Origin of the sequence: Pedomonas mirosovicensis (assembly GCF_022569295.1) — a bacterium.
GTDB classification, from domain to species: Bacteria; Pseudomonadota; Alphaproteobacteria; order Sphingomonadales; family Sphingomonadaceae; genus Pedomonas; species Pedomonas mirosovicensis.
Genome location: NZ_JAKFIA010000001.1, coordinates 2,223,204 through 2,242,576, shown reverse-complemented (window position 1 = coordinate 2,242,576; position 19,373 = coordinate 2,223,204). Strand labels below are relative to the sequence as shown.

Sequence of the window (19,373 nt, the reverse complement as noted above, 5' to 3'; positions counted from 1 at the left end):
CCGATAGGGAGGCTCATATGCTTAATAAATGGATATCGCGGTGTGTTTTCGTTTCCGCGTCAATGTTGCCATGGGATGCTTATGCATCCATTCATAATCCGACTCTCATATATTATTCTGGCTTTGATACGATTGATATCGGAGTGCATAGCGTTTTTCCAAACGAAGCTCCTGGCAGCCAGCCATTCGGTCTTACTTTGAATGGTTCTGCTATTGTTCATAATCGTATGACGGGAGGGTCGCCGCTATCTCCTCCTCATTATATCCAGATTGACAATCAGAACGATGCGCCAAACCAGATTTTGCTTGAGCTTGGGGGGTCCGGAGTAGAGGTGACTTTCGAGCTTACTTATGCATACTCGCCTCAGCCGGGCGTTGAAGAGAGTAGCAACAAAGTGGAGATTTATGTAAGGCGTGCAAATATTGAAGTTTTAGTAGACCAAGTATCCGAAAGTGGCTTTTTTGTACCTGAGCCCGAGCCTGGACAGCCAAGTCCAGAGCCAGTTCCTTTATTTGATACAGTGTGGACCGAAAGAACGGTATCTTTTCAAGGGGCCGGGGTCGGAGACGAATTCTCTATTGCCTTTCGATCTGGGGGAATACTGGATAGCGCCGGAGGCTATATAGACAACATTCGGCTCGTTGCTCACAGAACCGTCGCAGAGCCCGCGACATTTATGCTGCTTGCTGCTGGGATGGGCGGTGCAGCGAGTATCTGTCTCGGTAGAAAGAAAGGCCCACAGAATCGCCGCAAAGCATAGACTGTGAGATCGTGGGCGTTTTCAAACCGGGCGTTGATCTCCTGCGGCGTTGAAGGAATCGGGCACGGTCTTGCTGAGGGAGGCGCCCCGCTCACCCCTCCGTCAAAATCGGCAGGCTGTAGCTTTGTTTCACCTCCGTCAGCACCATGGAGGATCGGATTTCCTGGATGCCGGGCAGCTTGGAGAGGTGGTTGTAGAAGAAGCGCTCGTAGGCCTTGATGTCGCGGGTGACGATGCGGAGGATGAAGTCCACGTCGCCCAGCAACACGTGGCAGTCCTGCACTTCCGCGAAGCGCTGCACGGCGTCGGCGAATTCGGCCACCTGGGCGCGGCCCTGGGCGGAGAGCTTCACCAGCACGAACACCATGGCGTCGAAGCCCACTTCCTCGCGGTCGAGCACGGCGATGCGCTTCTTGATCGCGCCGGATTTCTCCAGCCGCTGGATGCGCCGCCAGCAGGGGGCGTGGGAGAGGCCGACGTGCTCGGCCACCTGCGCGACCGAGAGGCTGCCGTCCTCCTGCAGGATGTGGAGAATGCGCCTGTCGATGGCGTCCAGTTTCTCGGGCATAGAATCTTCTTTTTCTTGCGCGGGTGAGAAGAAACTATGCTTTTTATGTCCACCGGACAACAGACATCGAAATGGAATTCAACCGGGCCTGAGCCTATTATGGCTGCGCTGGAAGAGCCGGGCGGCGCCATGGCGTCGGGGAGGACGCTTCACCGTCCGGCGCCAGCGTGCCAAACCCATATTGGAGTGCATCAATGACGGTCTTCTCCGCCGCGGATTTCAGCAATCATGAACAGGTCGTGTTCGTTCAGGATGCCGAGACCGGTCTCAAGGCGATCATCGCCCTTCACTCAACCGCGCTTGGCCCGGCGGCCGGCGGTTGCCGCATGTGGCGTTATGCCAGCGATGAAGAGGCGATCCGCGATGCGCTTCGACTTTCCAAGGGCATGTCCCACAAGAACGCCATGGCCGATCTGCCGCTGGGCGGCGGCAAGTCGGTGATTATCGCGCCGGAAGGCAGCTATGACCGCCAGGCGCTGCTGCGCGCCTTCGGCCGGGCGATCCACAGCCTGGGCGGCCGCTACATCACGGCGGAGGACGTGGGCACCAGCGTTGCCGACATGCTGGTCATCCGTCAGGAAACCCCGCACGTCAGCGGCCTCAGCACCGAGCCGGGCAAGGGCGGCGACCCGAGCCCCTACACCGCGCTTGGCGTCTACTCCGGCATCAAGGCCTCGGTGCGCCACAAGCTGGGCAAGGACTCGCTTGAGGGCCTCACCGTTGCGGTGCAGGGCCTGGGCAATGTCGGCCGCCACCTGTGCGCCATGCTGCACAAGGACGGCGCCAAGCTCATCGTCACCGACATCGCGCAGGACCGGGTTCAGGCCGCGGTCGAGGCGTGGGGCGCGAAGGCGGTTGGCCTTGGCGAGATCCTGTCGGTCGAGGCGGACGTGCTGGCCCCCTGTGCGCTGGGCGCGGTGCTGACCGCCGAGACCATCGCCAAGCTCAACGTCTCCATCGTTGCCGGCGCGGCCAACAACCAGCTGGCGACCGCCGAGGACGGCGAGCGCATCCGCCAGCGCGGCATTCTCTACGCGCCGGATTATGTCATCAACGCGGGCGGCATCATCGCCGTGTCGCATGAGATCCTGAACCAGTTCGAGGAGCCCGTGGTCATCGCCAAGGTGGAGGCCATCGGCGCGCGGCTGGCGGGTATCTTCGCCCAGGCCGACAAGGAGGGCCTCTCCACCGCCACGGTGGCGGACCGCCTGGCCGAGGAGAAGATCGCGGCGGCCCGCAAGAAGAACGCGGCGACCACCAAGGCCGCCTGAGCCAACTGACCTCACGCCGCAGGCGGCGGCCTCCTGCTTCTGTCCAGGCGGGGCCGCGCCGGTGGTCTGAAGCGCCCATGCATCCTCTCCCCGTTGCCGCATGGGCGCGATTTTAACCGATCAGGGGGACGCGAGATCCATCGTGTCCCCCTGTTCGTTTTTCGCCTTCCCCTTCTTCCTTTTTTAAGCCTGCCCTTCTGCTGGCGTGCATCGGTCAAGCTGCTTGCGCGTTGATTGAGGGCAGGGCCGCCGTCTGCCGGGTGGCGGCGCAGGTAAGGGAGCACAGGGTTATGGCGGATCGTCCTGCAACGATGGTTTCCCCCGAGACGGTTTGTTTCATCATCGTCAAGGCGCGGGAATACATGGGCAAGGATGTGGTTACCATTCCCGATCCCGGCTCCAATGCCAGCGATGATGCCATGTCGTCGGTGCTGGAGGACCACACCGACGATCCCTCGCAGGTGGAGCTGGCCGACATCATCGACTCGCTCAACGATGACGAGAAGATCGATCTGGTGGCGCTGGCCTGGCTGGGGCGCGGCGATGACACGGCCGACAACTGGGAGCGGCTGCGGACCGAGGCGCTGACCGCCCGGCATACCACGTCGACGGCGGAATACCTGATGGGCATGCCCATGCTGCCCGATTATCTGGAGGAGGGGCTGGCCCAGTTCGGGCTGTCCTGCACCGACTATGAAGCCCGGCACCTTTAAGTCTGGCGCATCGAATCCCGATCGGGGGCTGGCCGGGGAGGGCGGTCGCGCATCCGTTCAACCGCTCGCTCTTCAACCGCCTGGGGAACCTCTGGGCCGGAAAACCGTTCCGGTACAGGAACCGACTGCCGTGCCTGAGTGGCGCAAGATTGGGCGTTGCAATACGGGGGGAAGGATCATGACGGTGGATGGCCACAACTTTTCGCAGGCTTCGCAGCGCGCATCCGGCCAGGACAGCGAGCTGCTGGATCTCGCGCACGCATTGCTTACCGTGGCGACGGAAAGGCCTGACAGTGCCCTGCCGGAGGGGCTGAAGATGGCGCTGGAGCGGGTGTGCCGCATGCGCCAGCCGAACATTTCGGCCGAACTGCTGGATCGCATCCGGCCGATCCTGCGCCAGATGAGCTGAGGGGCGGGCTGCAAGGAAAGAGGCGGGGGCTTGTCCCCCTCATGCGCGAAGGCGCACACGCAAAGGAGCCAAGGGGGTCTCGGGCCCCCTTGGGAGTTCCCATGCGTATTTCGGGCCGCGCCTATGCGCTGATGCTGGCCGGGGCGATCTCCTGAATGTCGAAGCGCGCCACCTTGCCGTTCCGAAAACGGAAAACGTGCCCGACCGTCTTGTCCTTAAGCCCGTGCGTCTGCCCCTGAAGCGGTTGGCCTTCGAGATCGAAAACGGACTGCCGAACCTCCGCAACGATCGCGCCATCGGCGGTTCGCTGAAAGTTCAGGGGCTCGACGCGCGGACGGACCATGGCCCACTGGCGCGTCCAGTAGGCGCGCACGGCCTCGCGGCCATGAACGTAGCCGCCCTCCATGCCGTTGGCCCAGGCGACATCCTCGGTCAGCGCGGCCATCACGCCGTCTATGTCCCGCGCGTTGAAGCGATCGTAGATGTGCTCAAGGATCTTGATATCGTCATCCACCGGGGCTCTCCTCGTATGATGGTGTTGCGTTCAGTTGGGCTTGAATATATATGCTGATATGTATTTACATATCCGCGTATGCATTAACGCGGCGGCGGACGCAAGGGATGAAATGCGATGGATCTGGATGTACTCTCCACGCCTGGGCACCTGATCGGCCTTGCGGCGCGCGGCTTCGCCCGTCTCAGCGAGGCGCGGCTCAAGCCGCTTGGCTTTGGCGTTGGGCATCTGCCTGTGCTGGTCGCGCTTCAGGATGGCCGGGCCAGCACGCAGCGTGACCTCGCCCGCTTCGCCAGGGTCGAGCAACCGCCGATGGCGCAGATGCTCGCCCGCATGGAGCGGGACGGGCTGATACAGCGCGCGCCTGATCCGGCCGATGGGCGCAGCCGCCGCATCACATTGACGCCGGTGGCGCAGGCGCGCCTGCCGGACGCGATTGCCACCTTGCTCCATGGGAATCAGGAGGCGCTGCGCGGCTTCACGGACGAGGAGGCCAGGCTGTTCATCGCCCTGCTCGCGCGCCTGATCGCCAATCTTGATCGGCTTACGGGCGCCGAAGCGCCGCCCGGCACGCCCGCGTCCGGGGAGGGGGGTTGATCGGCTCGTCCACGGGGCGCGGGTCACGCCCGAAGCCCTCCAGGCCCTGCCGCTGGAGATGAGAAACCGGCGCGGCGGCGCCTACTTGTTCTGGCGTTCCGTCTTGGGCGTCACACCGCCAAGGCCGGTGGCCTCGTTTTCCGTGTCGCCTTCATAGGTGTTCACGCCTTCGATGCTCTCCGGGTCCTCGCCGGTGGCGAAGGTGCCCTTGGATTGGCCGATGCCGGGGTTGCGTTCCAGATCGTCCGGCGTCGGCCGGTTTTCGGGCGTGGACTTGGGGTGTTTGTTGCCGCTCATGAGGGGTGCCTGCTTCGCGTGTTCAGGAGAAATGGGGCCGGGAAGAGCGTGTCGCCGTGAGGGGGCGCCTCGGGCCGGGCGCGGGTGGGGCGCTGCCGGGGATCTTCCCTTGTCCCTCCCGGTTCAACGAAGGGGTGGGAGGCCGGTTCCTGCCGCCCGGCCTGGTGGGCCGGGGGCCAACCGGGGGCGGGAACGGCTGCTAAGTCAATGCGTTTCGCTCATTACACGGTCTGGACCGGAACGCCGGCGTTGTGCCGGCAAGGCAAGGGAGACCTGTATTATGACGTGGCTGCTGATCATCATTATCGGTGGAATTCTGGGCTGGCTCGCCAGCAAGGTTATGGGAACGGACGCCCAGCAGGGCGTCATCCTCAACGTGATCGTCGGTATCGTCGGCGCGCTTCTGGCGGGCTTGCTGCTGTCGCCCTTGCTGGGGGTCTCGCCGATCACATCGGGCAACTTCTCCGTCGGCGCTTTGCTGATCTCCTTCGTCGGCGCGATCATCCTGCTGGCGATCGTGAACTTCTTCCGTCGCGGCCGGCTTCGCTAGGCCGGGCCCTCGACGCCGCATCAGGCGCCGCTGCCCGCAGGAAATGCGGGCGGCGGCTCGTTTGTGCCCAAGGGGCGGGCGCAGCGCTGGCCGGTTTTTTCCACAATGGAAAAGCCCCGCATGGCAGAAAACATGCGGGGCTGGGAAAGAAAGAAACAAATAAATTCGCAGGTCTGAAGTGATCGCGATTATAGACATTCGTGATCCAGGCGCAATCCGCGCGGCTCGAATATTTTGGGCAGACACGTAATATACGATATACTCTATGCCATCGAGCGATGGTTTTGGCGCTGTTAAGTAATCACAATATTTTAATTTTACATCTGTTCAGTGACGGGCCTGCGACTGGCATCCAGGCCCCTTCGCCCCCTGCCGGCCGCAAATAGGAAAACGGCATTTCAAATAGGAATATGCTTGACATTGAATAGGTATAAACCTATCTTTCCCTTGTCGCGATGAGTCGGGTGGCGTTTGGTTGCATGGCAGGCCCCGTGTCGGGATCACGGGGATCTTACACTGACGCTTTGGGCAGGTGGCATCGTGGGGCGTGCGCCTTCGGGGGCACAGATGTCATCGCAAACGGGGGCGTATTTTCCCCGCCCAGGGGCGCCTTGTTCTCAAGGGGCACCCGGCATTGCGGCCGGGTGGTGATCGCGTCACACGCTCGGCATGGAGGGCTCGCCAACACGTTCGGACAAGGACCGCCACAGGCGGCCACAGGCGCGCCGGATCGCGTATGAAGGTCGGATCATGTGTTCAGGGTTGGGTGGCCATCGGGCCATCCTTATCGGCCGGTTTCAATGGTTGAGGGTCGGTACGCGTATCTTCTCAAGTCTCCGGACAATGGGCAGTTGGCCCACAGCCACCACAAGCGCTTGCGACGGCAAGCCTCATCCCGAAAAAATCCCCATCAGCCCCAGCCCCGACAACCCTGACCCGCCGACACGAAGCAACGACCCTCAACCACCGGCACCCAAATCAGGCAGGAGATCAGGCAGGAGATCAGGCAGGAGATCAGGCGGAGACGGCCCGGCCAGTGTGCGGGCGAAACTTCCCGGCCGCGCCACCGCCAGGTCCCGGTCCGGCGAAAAGTTTTACAGTTTGGCCGTGGTGCGCTGGCGAAGGACATGATTCCCCGGTTATGCTCGCTTGTCTCGAATCGGCGCGGAATGCGGCCGGAGGCATGATTTGGCGTCGTGGTGTTCGGGAACAGGCATGGAACCCATTTCCATTTCCTTGGTGTTGTTGCTGGCGGTGGTTATCAGCGGCATCCTTGCGCGGGTTTCTCCCATTCCGTTGCCGCTGCCGCTGGTGCAGATCGCCCTCGGCGCGGCCGTTGCGGCCTTCACCGGCGAGGCCATCCACCTCAACCCGGAAATCTTCTTCCTCCTTCTCCTGCCGCCGCTCCTGTTCCTCGATGGCTGGCGCATCCCGAAAGAGGGGCTGTTTCATGACAAGGGCACCATTCTCGAACTGGCGCTCGGCCTCGTCATCTTCACCGTCATCGGCATGGGCTATTTCATCCACTGGATGATCCCCTCGATGCCGCTGCCGGTGGCCTTCGCGCTGGCGGCCATCCTCTCGCCCACCGATCCCATCGCCGTCTCCGCCATTGCGGCGCGCGTGCCCATTCCGTCGCGGGTCATGCATATTCTGGAGGGCGAGTCCCTGCTCAACGACGCCTCGGGCCTGGTGTGCATGCGCTTTGCCGTGGCGGCGGCGCTCACCGGCAGCTTCTCGCTCACCCAGGCGGCGGGCACCTTCCTGTGGCTGGCCTTCGGCGGCATCGCCATCGGCGTCGGCGTCACCTGGGCCATCACCTTCGCCAAGTTCTGGGTTTCCCGCCGCATCGGCGAGGAAAGCGGCTCGCAAATCCTCATCAGCCTGCTCATCCCCTTCGGGGCCTATCTGGCGGCGGAGCACGTCCACGCCTCGGGCATCCTGGCGGCGGTGGCGGCGGGCATCACCATGAGCTACGTCGAGATCAGCGGCCAGGCGCTGGCGGTCACCCGCGTCCGTCGCACCGCCGTGTGGGATACGGTGCAGTTCACCGTCAACGGCATCATCTTCGTGCTCTTGGGCGAGCAGCTTCCCGGCATCGCCAGCAGCGCGGCCGAGGCGGTGCGCGATGTGGGGCGCGGCCATGTGTGGTGGCTGGCGGTCTACGTGGTCGCCATCAACGTGGTGCTGGCGGCGCTGCGCTTCGGCTGGGTGTGGGCGTCGCTGCGCTTCACCATCTTCCGCCGCCGTCATGGGGCCGGGGCGCACGGGCAGGCGGTGCCCAAGGCCCCCGGCTGGCGGCTGGTGGCCGTCATGTCGCTGGCCGGCGTGCGCGGTGCGATCACCCTTGCCGGCGTCATGACCCTGCCGCTGTTCCTGCTCGATGGCACGCCCTTCCCGGCGCGGGATGTGGCCGTGTTCCTCGCCGCCGGCGTCATCATCGTGTCGCTGCTGGCGGCCAGCATCGGCCTGCCCATCCTGCTGAAGGGGCTGGAATTGCCGCCCGAGCCCTCCCGTCACGAGGAGGTGGCGCGGGCGCGGGCCGTGGCGGCGGAGGCCGCCATCCGGGCCATCGAGAAGCGCCAGCACGCCCTCAGCGCGGGCGGCCCCCATGCGGACCTCTATGCCGATGTCGCCGCCCAGCTGATGGATATCTACCGCAACCGCGTCGATGGCCGCCAGCAGTCGGGCGAGGCGGCGGAGCGCACCCGCACCGTGGAGCAGGTGGAACGCGAGCTGCGCCTGGCCGCCCTGCGCGCCGAGCGGGAGGAGCTGTTCCGCCTCATCCGCGCCCGCCAGGTCTCCGAGGAGGTGGGGCGCAAGCTCATCCGCGATATCGACCTGGCCGAAACCCGCTTCGTCGCGGGGTAGGTTCGTTTCTTAGGGAAGGGGGCCTTTGCAGGGAGGGCCTTCGTTTGTGCGCCTCCGCGCACGGGGCTCCTCTGCAAGCACCTTAAAACCCCGAAGCAATCAAACCCCGGCTTCCGTCGCCATGGCAAGGCCGTGCTGCCGCAGGGTGTCGGCCAGCGCGCGGGCCAGTTCGTCCGCCGTATAGGGCTTGAGCAGGGTGATGCAGGGGGTCAGCCCCACGCTGGCGGGCACGGCGTCGCCGCCGCTGGAGAACAGGATGGGCAGGTCCGGGCGCTGCTGGCGCGCCGTCAGCGCCAGTTCGATACCGGAGGCGGTGGGCAAGCCGACGTCGGTCAGCATCAGGTCGATGTCGGCCGTCTCCAGCGCCTGGAGCGCATCCTCCGCGGTGCCCGCCTCGATGACCCTGTGGCCGAGTTCGGCAAGCATCTCCGCCGTCCAGGTGCGGATGAGCCCTTCGTCTTCCACCAGCAGCACCGTCATGACGGGACGCGCCTCGGCGTTCTGGCAGGGGGCGGCGCGGGCCTGGCGCGCTGCCGGGCGCAGCGGGGCATGGGCGTTCAGCACCTGGCGGATTTTCTGCGCCAGCGCCTCGCGGGTATAGGGCTTGGAGAGCAGCTCGACCCCTGGGTCCAGCCGGCCGTCATGAACGATGGTGTCCTGCGTGTAGCCGGAGGTGAACAGCACGGCCAGGTGCGGCAGCCGCTCCCGCGCCTTGCGGGCCAGCTCCGGGCTGCGGAGGGGGCCGGGCATCACCACGTCGGTGAACAGGAGGTCGATATGCACGCCGCTCTCGATGACGGTGAGGGCGCTCTGGGCGTCCTTGGTCTTCAGCACCCGGTAGCCGAGGTCCGCCAGCAGGGAGACGGTGGTCTCCCGCACCTCCTCGTCGTCCTCCACCATCAGGATGGTCTCGGTGCCGCCGCGCACGGGCGCGGCATTGGCGTCCGCCAGCATGTCCTCGCTCTGGAGGGTTCGGGGCAGGTAGATCCGCACCGTGGTGCCTTCGCCGGGCGTGCTGTCGATCTTCACGTGCCCGCCCGACTGGCGCACGAAGCCATGCACCATGGCAAGGCCGAGGCCCGTGCCCTGTCCCTCCGGCTTGGTGCTGAAGAACGGCTCGAACACATGGTCAAGCACGTCGGGCGCGATGCCGCAGCCGGTGTCGGCAACGGCGATCATCACATACTGGCCAGCCTTCACGTCTTCGTAGTGGCAGGTGTAGGTCTCGTCGAGGACGGCGTTGTGCGCCTCGATGGTCAGGCGGCCCGGTCCGTTCATGGCGTCGCGGGCGTTGATGGCGAGATTGAGGATGGCGTTCTCGATCTGGCTTGGGTCCACCAGCGTGTTCCACAGGCCGCCGGTTATCACCGTCTCGATATCGATTTCCTCGCCCAGCGCCCGGCGCAGTATGTCCTCCATGTTCAGGATGAGCCGGCCGATGTTGATGACCTTGGGCGCCAGCGCCTGGCGGCGGCCGTAGGCCAGCAGTTGCGAGGCGAGCTTCGCGCCCCGCGCCACGCCTGCCAGCGCGCTGGCCACGCGCCGCTGCGCCCGCTCGTTGCCGGCGATGTCCTTGGCGAGCAGCTGGAGGTTGCCCGAGATCACCTGCAGCAGGTTGTTGAAGTCGTGGGCGATGCCGCCGGTCAGCTTGCCCAGCGCCTCGATCTTCTGGGCATGGCGCAGGGCGGCCTCGGCGGCGGCCCGCTCCTCCGATTCCCGTTGCAGCCGCTCCAGTGCCACGCTCAGTTCGTCGGTGCGCTGGGCCACCCGCTGTTCCAGCGTCTCGTTCAGCCGCTGCAGCGCCTCCTCGGCGAGCTTCTGCTCGGTGACATCGTAGCCTTCCACGAAGATGCGCGAAATCGAGCCGTCCGGCTCCCTGACCGGCTGATAGATTACGTTGATGAACCGTTCTTCCAGCGGCCCGCCCGGCGTGCGCTGTAGCCTGAAGGGCATGCTCCGGCCCACGAATGGCTCGCCGGTCTGGTAGACGTGGTCGAGAATGTCGAAATAGCCCTGGGTCGTCGCTTCGGGCAGCGCCTGCCGGAGCGGCAGGCCGATGACATTGCGGCCCACCAGCTTCAGGTAGGTCTGGTTGGCCAGTTCGAACACCAGGTCCTTGCCGCTCAGCAGGCACATGAAGCTGGGGGCCTGGTCGAACAGCTGGCGCAGCCGGTCCCGCTCCTGGGTGCGCTGCTTGACTTCCGAGGTCAGCTGTTCGTTGGCCCGGCGCAGGGCCTCGGCCGCCTTCTGGCGCAGGCGCACCGCCTCGGCCAGGGTCATGGCGCGCTGGCGCTCGGCCTCGTAGGCCTCGGCGCTGGCGAGGCTTGAGGTGATCTGGCCGGCCAGCAGCTTCAGGAAGTCGAGATAGCCGTCGTCCAGCGGGCGCACGGGGTTGAGACCTACGATGATCGCGCCGACGGGGTGGTCCGTGCCCTGTCCGGCAAGCGGCACGATGGCGGCCTTGCTCGGGGGTATGCTCCATGGCCCGGCGGGCCGGTCCGGCAGGCTGGAGATGTCCACGATGTCCACGGCGCCGGCCTGCCGGGGGCGCCCGAGAGCCCACGGGCCGGTGGCGTCCGGGGCCAGGGTTTCCGGCGCGAGCGGATGCTCCCGCTCGAACCCCGTGGCGCAGGCGCGGGTGGCCGATCCGTCCTCGTTGAACAGGTAAACCAGGCTGAAGATCAGATCCTGGGCGTTGGCGGGCAGCCTGTCCTCGATCGCCCGCAGGACGCCTGCGCGGCTGTCGGTCAGGGAAAGGCTGGCGGACAACTCGCGCAGGGTTGCCAGGCGGCGCTCGTTGATGACGCGCTCCGTCTCGTCCACCGCGACGATCAGAAAGCCTTCCACCGCGTTGCTGTCGCCCAGAAGCGGGCTGTAGGAATAGGTGTAGTAGGTTTCCTCCTGAAACCCGTGGCGCTCCATCATCAGCTGGGCGGCCCGCTGGAAGATGGCGGTGCCCTGCTCGTAAACCGCCCGCACCTGGGGGCCGATGTGCGGCCAGATTTCGCTCCACACCTCGCGCATCGGCTTGCCCAGCGCCTCGGGATGCTTGGCTCCCAGCGCGGAGCAGTAGGCGTCGTTGTAGAGAAAGGTTACGTCCGGCCCCCAGCCCATGCCGATAAGGAACCGGGACTCCAGGATGAGCTGTACGGCCGCCTTCAGGGCTTCGGGCCACTGCGCCGGAGGGCCGAGCGGCGTTGACGCCCAGTCGTAGGCGCGCATCAGGCGCGCCATCTCGCTGCTGCCGACGAAAATCTCGTCTCCGGCGTCGGTCGAAGGGGAAGCGCTCAAGCAATCGCTCCGCTAATCACAACTTGGCTGTCGATAAATGCTCATAGCCTTGAACTTTCAACGCTTCCATCGGGAATTGCCGTCGCCGGATTTTTTGCAAGGTCCATGGAACCAATTTAGTTTTTGCGAGTTTTAATTGGTTTATTCTTTGGTTTTTCGGCCGGGTTTGCCGGTGGCAGCCCGTCCGTTCGCTCCTGCCGGCACGGCGCAACGGCGCCGGCAAAAAAATGACCCGGCGCAGCGCCGGGTCACCGAGGTTGATAAGCAATTTTCGGGCGGCTCAGAAGCCAAGGCCGGAGAAGCGGAAGCCGACACCGAGCAGAATCTGGTGGCGGTCAACGCCTGCCTCGTAGTTGCTGTAGGCGTATTCCAGCTTGGCGTAGAGGTTGGGGCCGAGGGCCTGCTCTGCGCCGCCGCCCACCACGAAGCCGTCGCCGTTCTGCGTGTCGCCCGTCGTCGTGCCGCCTTGCGTGAACTCGCCGCGAACGCGGCCGTTGGCGTAGCCGCCCTTGGCGTAGACCAGCGTGTTCTCCAGCACCTTGTAGCCGGCGCGCACGGCCACGCTGATGTCGCGCTTAGTGTCGAAGCAGGCGAGAACGCCGCCGGCGCGGGTGGCGCAGCCGTCAACATCGATCCAGTCGAAATTGGCCTCGGCGCCCACCACGATGGATTGGCCGAAGGTGTAGTCGTAGCCAATGCCCACGCCGTAGGTCAGGCCGTCGTCGTCCACCTCGTCGGTTGAAACATCGGTCCAGCCGAGGCGGCCTTCGGCGCGCGGCCCGGTAAAATCCGCCGCCGCCGCAGGGGTGGCGGCGCTGGCGAGTGCGAAAACAGCCGCAGCAAATTGGACGCGGTTCATACAAAACCTCCAGATTTTGAAAAATTGCGAAATGGAAAAAATGCGCCTTACGGAAAAAGAACAAGGCTCGGGCCTTCTAGCGGTCTGCGCCCGCAGGGCAATTGGACCCTGGGCGCAATCCGTCCCATTTGCGGGCTGTGTTGCGAGGCTGCATCAGTGTGACCGCATGGGCGCGAATTTGGCACGCCTTGCCGCCGCCGTGCGGGCGGCGAGGCGCGGAAAACCGCGGGTTTTGGCGGCGCGATGCTTCGGCTTTGGCGGCCAGGGCGCTCAAGGAGCCCTGGTTTCTCACGAGACTCGGCGCGGGGTGGGAGAGGGGGGGTGCCGGCGCGGCCGTTAGTGCCTTGACGGAGATTCCCTGAAAATGTGGCCTTGCCGGTATTTCAAAGGATTGGTCCCATACCATTTATGGAAGGCGCGGGTGAGCGTGGAGTGGGTGCCATAGCCGAGATGGTCGGCGATTTCTTTGATCGGCATGTCGCCTTTGATGATGAGCTCGGCCGCGTATTTCATTTTTTCATCGAGCAGGTACTTGGCCGACGTCGTGCCATAGATCAGGCGGAAGCTCTTGTCGAAGTAGCTGCGGCTCATGCCCAGCTGCCGTGCGATCTCCGCGATGTTGAATTGGCTGGATTTCGCGGCAATCCTCAGCATCTCCGCGCCTTCGACGATCTTTTTATAGTCGGCGCTGGGCGGCCCGTGCGGGTTTTCGTTATCCCAATCGCTGCCAAGGGCAACATAAAGCAGAGACAGGATTTGGCTTCTCAGGAATTTCACGCGCAGCTTGCCGGTCAATGGCGCGTCAAAAAGCGAGAGAAGAATTTTCATCCCGGCCGAGGAGATCGGCGATCTGCGGAGCAAGAGCAGGGAATTTTCCCGGTAGATGTAGTGGTCCAGATCGCAGGGAATGGTTGAGTCCATTTCGCCGAGGGCGCGCTGTAGCGCCCGGCGGCTCAAGGCAATGGACACCCACATCATTGGCCCGTTGGCTTGAAGGCGCTCAACCTTAACGTAGCTGTCCGGCTGTAATTCGAAGTCCACATAGCCCGGCCGTATCGTCAGCGTGGAGGGCGTTACCCAGGATGGCACGCGCACCGTTCCATTGGGTATCAGGTCCTGGGCCACGCCGCCCCGGATCATCCAACAGGCCCTGAACCAGTCCTCGCCCACAAACGCCCAAGGCTTGTCGTTCTTTAGGGAGACGGTGTTGATGGTGGCATAGAACTCCTCATCAACTTGAACGATTTCGTTCTTCCCGAAGATGACGTCCTTGTCGCTGCCGTCCTCGACCCTTGTCAAAATGCCGTATTCATCGAGACTGAGGGAGGGGTTGGCCGCGAGGCGCGCCCGGAACTGCTCTTCCAGAAATGTTGTCAGGTTCGAAAAACTCTCGCTGACGCTTAAAATCGGCAAATTGCCGTAATGTGGTGCGGTATGGGTTCTCATGGCTGTTCCGTTGAACGGCTGCTCAAGGCAAGAACGGGTGGAACACCACGCAATAACGACAGCTTGATGAGCAGGGACGATCCTATAGAATATTTGATGCAGCAGGAAGAATATACGCCCTGTGTTTTCGTCCATTGCTGCCCGTCTGCGATCGTTTTCATCTCTTTTTGACAGGGTGCCGCGGGTCCAGGGTGTTGTTCCCGCGCCCGGTTGACTCCTGCTAACATGCTAGCATACTAGTGTTCATGGCCAATGAAGACGTCAAACAGTTCAATGTGTACCTGCCGGCCAGCCTGATCAGGCGGGTCAAGCATCACGCGATCGAAGCCGAGCTGTCTCTCTCGGCGCTGGTTGCGGATGCCTTGCGCGAATACCTCGATGCGCGCCAGCCTGAGCGGCGGTCGTCAGGGAAGGGGAAGTGACATGAAAACCGAAGGCATAGAGGCCGTGTTCCTGACGACCCACAACTGGGGCAAGGCGGCCAAGTTCTTCCAGTCGCTGGGTTTTGTGCTCGAGTTCGAGACCGATCACAACTCGGGTCAGCTCCGCAACGGCGATGGGCCCTACCTCTTCATCGCGGAGGTTCCGGCAAGCCAGAAGCCCGAGGCGCATCTGGTGCTCAAGGTGGCCGATGCGGAAGCGTTCCAGCCCGAGGCCATCGTCGATGTGGTGACGCCTTTTGAGGATACCCACTGGGGAACGCGGGAGATGACCGTCCGTGATCCTGACGGGCGTCTCTGGCGGCTGCAGGCGCCGGCAAAGGCGAGCAAGTGAGCGGGGCCATGGACGACGGGCAGGATGCGGCGCCGGACAGCACGGCAGCGCGGGTTGCCTTGTGGCGCGCCCTGCATGTTCAGGCGGACGCGCCTCCCCATGTGCTGGAGGATGAAATCGGCCTTCGGCTGCTGGCGCCGGGCGAGGACTGGCGCCAGCGCGGGGACATGGACCCGCAGTTCACCCGGCCCTTCCGCGCCTCCATCGTGGCGCGTGCGCGCTTCATCGAGGATCTGGTGGTGGAGCAGGCCGGTCGCGGCCTGAGCCAATATGTCATTCTTGGCGCTGGCCTCGACAGCTTCGCGCAGCGGAGGGGCGAGATTGCCTCCTGTCTCACGGTGTTCGAGGTGGATCAGCCCGGCCCCCAGGCCTGGAAGCGCCGCCGTCTGAATGAGCTTGGCTTCGGCGCGCCGGATTGGCTGCGCTTCGTGCCGGTCGATTTCGAGGCGGGCGGATCCTGGCGGGAAGAGCTTGTGGCGGCCGGCTTCGATGCCAGTAAGCCGGCAATCGTGGTCTCCACGGGCGTCAGCATGTACCTCAGCCGGGAGGCGAACGCGGCCACCTTGCGTCAGGTCGCCTCGCTCGCCCCAGGGTCCATGCTCGCCGTGACATTCCTGGTCCCGCTGGAGTTGGCCGATCCCGACGTGCGCCCCGGCCTGGAAATGGCGGAGAAGGGCGCGCGCGCAAGCGGGACGCCTTTTCTCAGCTTCTTCACGCCGCTCGAGATCCTGGCCCTCGCCCAGGAAGCCGGCTTCGGGCAGGCGCGGCACATCTCGGCGGATGATCTTGCCCGGCGTTATTTCGCGGACAGGCCGGATGGTCTTCGCCCGCCGCGCAATGCGGAGGAGCTTCTGGTGGCGACACTCTAGCGGCTGGCGGGAAACCCCGTCGGCCGTGGCCGGAAGCCCTGGGATGCCTTGAAGTTCTGGAACCGTGGGATGGAATGGCGGAGAGGGCGGGATTCGAACCCGCGATACGGTTTTGCCGTATACTCACTTTCCAGGCGAGCGCCTTCGACCACTCGGCCACCTCTCCGCAAGCTGTTGCCAGCAAGTGCCTGGAAGCGGCGCGCACTATACTCAACTCAGCGCCCCAGGCAAGGGAAACCGAAGCCGTCTGTTTGCATCAGGCGAATTTTTCCTGGCGGTCCCCGGCCGCGCCGGCAGGAAAAATCGGCCGCGAAAATGCTTCGCCCGCAATAACATGTGGCATCACCAAAGACATATCTGCCCGCCAAGGGTTGATTTTCAGGTAGAGGAAATGTTAATCCTCCGGCCGTGGGGCGGTGAGACCTGTATTGTCTGGGCCCAACGCAAGCGCGTCGGCTCATGATCTCTCATCGGAAAATAAATTAATATTAACCGCAGAATCCTTCCGGCACATTGAGGATTGTGCGTATCGGCTCGTATTGCGCGGGTTGATTATTGGTATTTTTATTGCTCGGGCCGGGATGACTTTGCGGGTGGTTTCCTGCCCCTGTCCGGCGGGCCGTATCCCTTGGCGGATCGGCCGGCGCTTTGCCCGGTTTCCGGCCCGGTTTTCAAGGAAAGAGGAGAAGGGGCGCGGTGCGTATCGCTCTGGCAACGGATCTGGACGGAACTTTTCTTGGCGGTAGCGACGCGGATCGCGCCGCCCTTTACGGCTGGCTGGCCGAGCGACGGCGCGACGTGGCGCTGGTGTTCGTCACCGGGCGCGGCCTCTCCTTCATCCGCCAGCTGTGCGAGGAGCGGCTGGGCTTCTGGCCGGATCACGTCATCGCCAACGTGGGCACCACGGCGGTCAGCGGCACCGGGTTCGCGCCCATCGCGCCGGTGGAGAACTGGATCGACGGGCGCTGGAGCCATGACGCGCCGGGCCGCATCGCGCGGCTGCTGGCGGATCATGATGGTCTTGAACCCCAGCCGGATGTGGAGGGCCGCCGCGTCTCCTACTTTTACAGGGAAGGCGACAAGGCCGAAGCCGCCCGCCGCACGGTGGAGCGCCACGGCTTCGACGGGCTGATTTCCGACAACCGCTTTTTCGACGTGCTGCCGCAAGGCGTGCAGAAGGGGCCGACGCTCCTGCGCACCATCGAGGCGCTCGGCTGGTCCCCAAGCCGCGTGCTGGTGGCGGGGGATACGCTGAATGACCTCTCCATGTTCGAGACCGGCCTTCGCGGTGTCGCCGTTTCCAACAGCGAGCCCCGGCTCGCCGCGGCCGTGCGCGACATGGCCCATGTTCACAAGGCCGCAAGGCCTGGGGCCGCCGGTGTCCTTGAGGCGCTGGCCCAATTCTGGACTGAAAGGAGTGAATGAATGAGTTCACTGGTGATCGTCTACCATCGCCAACCCTATGAGGAAGAGGTGGTCGAGGGCCGCGTCGTCTACCGCGAGAACAAGAGCCCCAACGGCATCGTCCCCACGCTCAAGGGTTTCTTCGGGCAGGTCCGCAAGGGCACGTGGGTTGCGTGGAAAAGCGCGCCGCAGCCGGGCGAGGCGGACTTCGAGCGCCGCATCACCATCGAGGACAGCTACGGCACCTATGATGTGGCGCGTCTGCCGCTCAGCCGCGAGCAGATCAGCCAGTTCTACCACATCACCTCCAAGGAGGCGCTGTGGCCGATCCTTCACTCCTTCCCCACCATGTTCAACACGGAGCGGTGCGACTGGCAGGTGTTCCGCGAGGTCAACCGGCTGTTCGCCGAGGCCGCGTGCGAGGAGGCGGACGACGACGCCATCATCTGGGTGCACGATTACAACCTGTGGCTGGTGCCGCATTTCGTGCGGCAGATGCGCCCCAACGCGCGGGTTGCCTTTTTCCACCACACGCCGTTCCCCTCGCCGGACATCTTCGCCATCCTGCCGTGGCGGGATGAAATTCTCGACAGCCTGCTGGCCTGCGATCTCGTCGGCTTCCACGTGCCGCGCTATGCTCGCAACTTCGCGGCGACCGTCGAGGCGCTGCGCCCCGGCGCCGAGGTGGCGAACGCGCCCGCGCCGTCCGTGCCGGGCGATAAGGGCACCGCGCTCACCGAGCCGACGACGCCAACCCACGTGCGGGTGGGGGAGCGGCGGGTGATGATCGATGCCTTCCCCATCGGCACCAATCCGCAGCTTATCCACAGCCACCTCGCCACCGCCAAGGCGAAGGACACGGTGGCGAAGATCCGCGAGGAATTCTCGGGCCAGAAGCTCATCCTCTCCGTCGGCCGGGTGGATTACACCAAGGGCACGTTCGAGATGCTTGCCACCTTCGAGCGGCTGCTGGAGCGCCGGCCGGAGCTGATCGGCAAGGTCAAGCTCATGGTCACCTCCGTTGCGGCGGCGCGCGGCATGCAGGTTTACCAGGAAGCGCAGGACAAGATCGAGCAGGCCGTCGGGCGCATCAACGGGCGCTTCGGCAGGCTGGGGTGGACGCCCATCGTGCTCTCCACCCGCGGCATGCCGTTCGAGGAGGTGGTGTGCTACTACCGCGCCGCCGACATCTGCTGGGTGACGCCGCTGCGCGACGGCCTCAACCTTGTCGCCAAGGAATATGTGGCGGCACATGAAGGCAAGGACGGCGTGCTTGTCCTCTCGGAGTTCACCGGCGTCGCCGCCGAGCTGCACGAGGCAGTGCTCACCAACCCCTACAGCCTCAACATCATGGATCGGGCCATCGACGACGCGCTGGCCATGCCGCCCGAGGAACAGCGCCAGCGGATGCGGGCGCTCTACGAGCGGGTTATCTCCTGCGATATCGGCCACTGGACCCGCCACGTGATGGGCAGCTTCCGCGCGCTGGACGAGGCGCAGGACCAGGCCGAGCCGGTCCGCGGCGCGGCCTAGGCTGGCGCCACAGGGCGTATGGCAGGGGAAAGGGGCGGTTTCATCCGCCCCTTTTCGTTATTTCGCCTGCCCGGCCTGCCGCTTCGCCATGGCCGCTTCATAGGCGGCCCGCAGCGTCTCCCGAACGGAGGGGGTTTTCTCACCCCCTTGCTTCATCGGCATGCCCAGATGCTCGGCGCGCAGCTCGTCCATGAACCGGTCCCACAAGGGCGGGCCGCCTTCCTCCAGCACCCGCACGCGGATGCCCCGCTCCGGGCTCGTCGGCAGGTTGCGCGTGCCCCACGCGGCCAGATGCACGAGCACCGGCAGCAGCGTGATCGCCTTCTCCGTCAGGCTGTAGATGGCCTTCTGCTTGTGGCCGGGGTCGTCCGCCTTGGTAATGAGGCCCTGTTCCGCCAGCATCTTCAGCCGGTCGGCCAGGATGTTGGAGGAAATTCCTTCCTCTGATTTCGTCAGCAGTTCCCGAAAATGCCGCCGCCCGGCGAACATGATGTCGCGCAGAATAATCAGGCTCCACCGGTCGCCCAGAATCTCCAGCGTCAGGTTGATCGGGCAGTGGGAGCGCGGCTCTGGGGTCACGGATGCATCTCACGAAAAACTGGTTGCAACATCGCACCGGTCTGCCTACGGTTCAACCGGTTGCATT

20 protein-coding genes and 1 tRNA gene are annotated in these 19,373 nt (G+C 64.4%); 12 read left to right on the top strand and 9 right to left on the bottom strand.

What is annotated here, in order from left to right:
• Positions 1 to 17: 17 nt before the first annotated feature.
• Complete coding sequence (locus tag L0C21_RS10660; protein ID WP_259278330.1) at positions 18 to 761, top strand: hypothetical protein; 744 nt, start codon at positions 18 to 20, stop codon at positions 759 to 761.
• Positions 762 to 852: 91 nt separating this feature from the next.
• Here the strand turns inward: L0C21_RS10660 and L0C21_RS10655 are convergent, their stop codons facing one another.
• Entirely contained in the window at positions 853 to 1,329 is a 477-nt protein-coding gene (locus L0C21_RS10655; protein ID WP_259278329.1) for an Lrp/AsnC family transcriptional regulator, read from the bottom strand.
• A 194-nt stretch (positions 1,330 to 1,523) separates the two neighbouring features.
• On the opposite strand from L0C21_RS10655, the gene L0C21_RS10650 reads away from it, so the two are divergent.
• The 3 genes from L0C21_RS10650 to L0C21_RS10640 all read left to right on the top strand — a co-directional run bounded on the left by L0C21_RS10650 (position 1,524) and on the right by L0C21_RS10640 (position 3,722).
• A complete protein-coding gene (locus tag L0C21_RS10650) occupies positions 1,524 to 2,600 on the top strand; it encodes a Leu/Phe/Val dehydrogenase (protein ID WP_259278328.1) in 1,077 nt (358 codons plus the stop codon).
• 290 nt (positions 2,601 to 2,890) lie between these two features.
• A complete protein-coding gene (locus L0C21_RS10645; RefSeq protein WP_259278327.1) occupies positions 2,891 to 3,313 on the top strand; it encodes a DUF3775 domain-containing protein in 423 nt (140 codons plus the stop codon).
• Positions 3,314 to 3,491: 178 nt separating this feature from the next.
• The gene (locus tag L0C21_RS10640; protein ID WP_259278326.1) at positions 3,492 to 3,722 is read left to right on the top strand and encodes a hypothetical protein; all 231 of its coding nucleotides are present in this window, start codon (positions 3,492 to 3,494) and stop codon (positions 3,720 to 3,722) included.
• 121 nt (positions 3,723 to 3,843) lie between these two features.
• Here the strand turns inward: L0C21_RS10640 and L0C21_RS10635 are convergent, their stop codons facing one another.
• The gene (locus tag L0C21_RS10635) at positions 3,844 to 4,236 is read right to left on the bottom strand and encodes a nuclear transport factor 2 family protein (RefSeq protein ID WP_259278325.1); all 393 of its coding nucleotides are present in this window, start codon (positions 4,234 to 4,236) and stop codon (positions 3,844 to 3,846) included.
• A gap of 117 nt (positions 4,237 to 4,353) precedes the next feature.
• Here L0C21_RS10635 and L0C21_RS10630 point away from each other — a divergent pair, with 117 nt between their 5' ends.
• A complete protein-coding gene (locus tag L0C21_RS10630; protein ID WP_259278324.1) occupies positions 4,354 to 4,833 on the top strand; it encodes a MarR family winged helix-turn-helix transcriptional regulator in 480 nt (159 codons plus the stop codon).
• A gap of 81 nt (positions 4,834 to 4,914) precedes the next feature.
• Here L0C21_RS10630 and L0C21_RS10625 read toward each other — a convergent pair whose 3' ends face one another.
• Positions 4,915 to 5,130 (bottom strand): hypothetical protein, encoded by a 216-nt coding sequence (locus L0C21_RS10625; RefSeq protein WP_259278323.1) that lies wholly within the window; start codon positions 5,128 to 5,130, stop codon positions 4,915 to 4,917.
• 280 nt (positions 5,131 to 5,410) lie between these two features.
• Here L0C21_RS10625 and L0C21_RS10620 point away from each other — a divergent pair, with 280 nt between their 5' ends.
• Together L0C21_RS10620 and L0C21_RS10615 are read left to right on the top strand one after the other, a co-directional pair.
• Positions 5,411 to 5,680 carry a GlsB/YeaQ/YmgE family stress response membrane protein gene (locus L0C21_RS10620; protein WP_259278322.1) on the top strand — a complete coding sequence of 90 codons (270 nt, stop codon included), beginning with the start codon at positions 5,411 to 5,413 and terminating at the stop codon, positions 5,678 to 5,680.
• Between the two features lie 1,215 nt (positions 5,681 to 6,895).
• Positions 6,896 to 8,551, top strand: a complete 1,656-nt coding sequence (locus tag L0C21_RS10615) for a Na+/H+ antiporter (protein ID WP_259278321.1) — start codon at positions 6,896 to 6,898, stop codon at positions 8,549 to 8,551.
• 99 nt (positions 8,552 to 8,650) lie between these two features.
• On the opposite strand, the gene L0C21_RS10610 is transcribed toward L0C21_RS10615, so the two are convergent.
• The 4 genes from L0C21_RS10610 to L0C21_RS10595 form a co-directional block, all read right to left on the bottom strand.
• Positions 8,651 to 11,842, bottom strand: coding sequence for a hybrid sensor histidine kinase/response regulator (locus L0C21_RS10610; protein ID WP_259278320.1), 3,192 nt, complete (start codon positions 11,840 to 11,842; stop codon positions 8,651 to 8,653).
• A 16-nt stretch (positions 11,843 to 11,858) separates the two neighbouring features.
• Entirely contained in the window at positions 11,859 to 12,110 is a 252-nt protein-coding gene (locus L0C21_RS10605; protein ID WP_259278319.1) for a hypothetical protein, read from the bottom strand.
• Between the two features lie 12 nt (positions 12,111 to 12,122).
• The gene (locus tag L0C21_RS10600) at positions 12,123 to 12,701 is read right to left on the bottom strand and encodes an outer membrane protein (protein WP_259278318.1); all 579 of its coding nucleotides are present in this window, start codon (positions 12,699 to 12,701) and stop codon (positions 12,123 to 12,125) included.
• 336 nt (positions 12,702 to 13,037) lie between these two features.
• Complete coding sequence (locus L0C21_RS10595; RefSeq protein ID WP_259278317.1) at positions 13,038 to 14,147, bottom strand: helix-turn-helix transcriptional regulator; 1,110 nt, start codon at positions 14,145 to 14,147, stop codon at positions 13,038 to 13,040.
• Positions 14,148 to 14,392: 245 nt separating this feature from the next.
• On the opposite strand from L0C21_RS10595, the gene L0C21_RS10590 reads away from it, so the two are divergent.
• From L0C21_RS10590 to L0C21_RS10580, 3 genes are read left to right on the top strand one after another with little or no spacing between them, the layout of a single operon-like run.
• Positions 14,393 to 14,569 (top strand): ribbon-helix-helix domain-containing protein, encoded by a 177-nt coding sequence (locus L0C21_RS10590; RefSeq protein WP_259278316.1) that lies wholly within the window; start codon positions 14,393 to 14,395, stop codon positions 14,567 to 14,569.
• 1 nt (position 14,570) lies between these two features.
• Positions 14,571 to 14,921, top strand: coding sequence for a VOC family protein (locus tag L0C21_RS10585; protein ID WP_259278315.1), 351 nt, complete (start codon positions 14,571 to 14,573; stop codon positions 14,919 to 14,921).
• 8 nt (positions 14,922 to 14,929) lie between these two features.
• Positions 14,930 to 15,790, top strand: coding sequence for a class I SAM-dependent methyltransferase (locus L0C21_RS10580; RefSeq protein WP_259278314.1), 861 nt, complete (start codon positions 14,930 to 14,932; stop codon positions 15,788 to 15,790).
• Positions 15,791 to 15,865: 75 nt separating this feature from the next.
• Here L0C21_RS10580 and L0C21_RS10575 read toward each other — a convergent pair.
• Positions 15,866 to 15,956, bottom strand: a tRNA-Ser gene (locus L0C21_RS10575).
• Positions 15,957 to 16,486: 530 nt separating this feature from the next.
• On the opposite strand from L0C21_RS10575, the gene L0C21_RS10570 reads away from it, so the two are divergent.
• Entirely contained in the window at positions 16,487 to 17,215 is a 729-nt protein-coding gene (locus L0C21_RS10570) for an HAD family hydrolase (protein ID WP_259278313.1), read from the top strand.
• The gene (gene ggpS / locus L0C21_RS10565; protein ID WP_259278312.1) at positions 17,216 to 18,727 is read left to right on the top strand and encodes a glucosylglycerol-phosphate synthase; all 1,512 of its coding nucleotides are present in this window, start codon (positions 17,216 to 17,218) and stop codon (positions 18,725 to 18,727) included.
• A gap of 57 nt (positions 18,728 to 18,784) precedes the next feature.
• On the opposite strand, the gene L0C21_RS10560 is transcribed toward ggpS, so the two are convergent.
• Positions 18,785 to 19,306 (bottom strand): winged helix-turn-helix transcriptional regulator, encoded by a 522-nt coding sequence (locus tag L0C21_RS10560; protein WP_259278311.1) that lies wholly within the window; start codon positions 19,304 to 19,306, stop codon positions 18,785 to 18,787.
• Positions 19,307 to 19,373: the final 67 nt, after the last annotated feature.

Coding starts and splice junctions, on each gene's coding strand:
- L0C21_RS10640 (WP_259278326.1), top strand. CDS start 3,492: ATGACGGTGGATGGCCACAACTTTTCGCAGGCTTCGCAGCGCGCATCC.
- L0C21_RS10660 (WP_259278330.1), top strand. CDS start 18: ATGCTTAATAAATGGATATCGCGGTGTGTTTTCGTTTCCGCGTCAATG.
- L0C21_RS10600 (WP_259278318.1), bottom strand. CDS start 12,701: ATGAACCGCGTCCAATTTGCTGCGGCTGTTTTCGCACTCGCCAGCGCC.
- L0C21_RS10630 (WP_259278324.1), top strand. CDS start 4,354: ATGGATCTGGATGTACTCTCCACGCCTGGGCACCTGATCGGCCTTGCG.
- L0C21_RS10595 (WP_259278317.1), bottom strand. CDS start 14,147: ATGAGAACCCATACCGCACCACATTACGGCAATTTGCCGATTTTAAGC.
- L0C21_RS10625 (WP_259278323.1), bottom strand. CDS start 5,130: ATGAGCGGCAACAAACACCCCAAGTCCACGCCCGAAAACCGGCCGACG.
- L0C21_RS10585 (WP_259278315.1), top strand. CDS start 14,571: ATGAAAACCGAAGGCATAGAGGCCGTGTTCCTGACGACCCACAACTGG.
- L0C21_RS10590 (WP_259278316.1), top strand. CDS start 14,393: ATGGCCAATGAAGACGTCAAACAGTTCAATGTGTACCTGCCGGCCAGC.
- L0C21_RS10645 (WP_259278327.1), top strand. CDS start 2,891: ATGGCGGATCGTCCTGCAACGATGGTTTCCCCCGAGACGGTTTGTTTC.
- ggpS (WP_259278312.1), top strand. CDS start 17,216: ATGAGTTCACTGGTGATCGTCTACCATCGCCAACCCTATGAGGAAGAG.
- L0C21_RS10580 (WP_259278314.1), top strand. CDS start 14,930: ATGGACGACGGGCAGGATGCGGCGCCGGACAGCACGGCAGCGCGGGTT.
- L0C21_RS10615 (WP_259278321.1), top strand. CDS start 6,896: ATGGAACCCATTTCCATTTCCTTGGTGTTGTTGCTGGCGGTGGTTATC.
- L0C21_RS10650 (WP_259278328.1), top strand. CDS start 1,524: ATGACGGTCTTCTCCGCCGCGGATTTCAGCAATCATGAACAGGTCGTG.
- L0C21_RS10620 (WP_259278322.1), top strand. CDS start 5,411: ATGACGTGGCTGCTGATCATCATTATCGGTGGAATTCTGGGCTGGCTC.
- L0C21_RS10655 (WP_259278329.1), bottom strand. CDS start 1,329: ATGCCCGAGAAACTGGACGCCATCGACAGGCGCATTCTCCACATCCTG.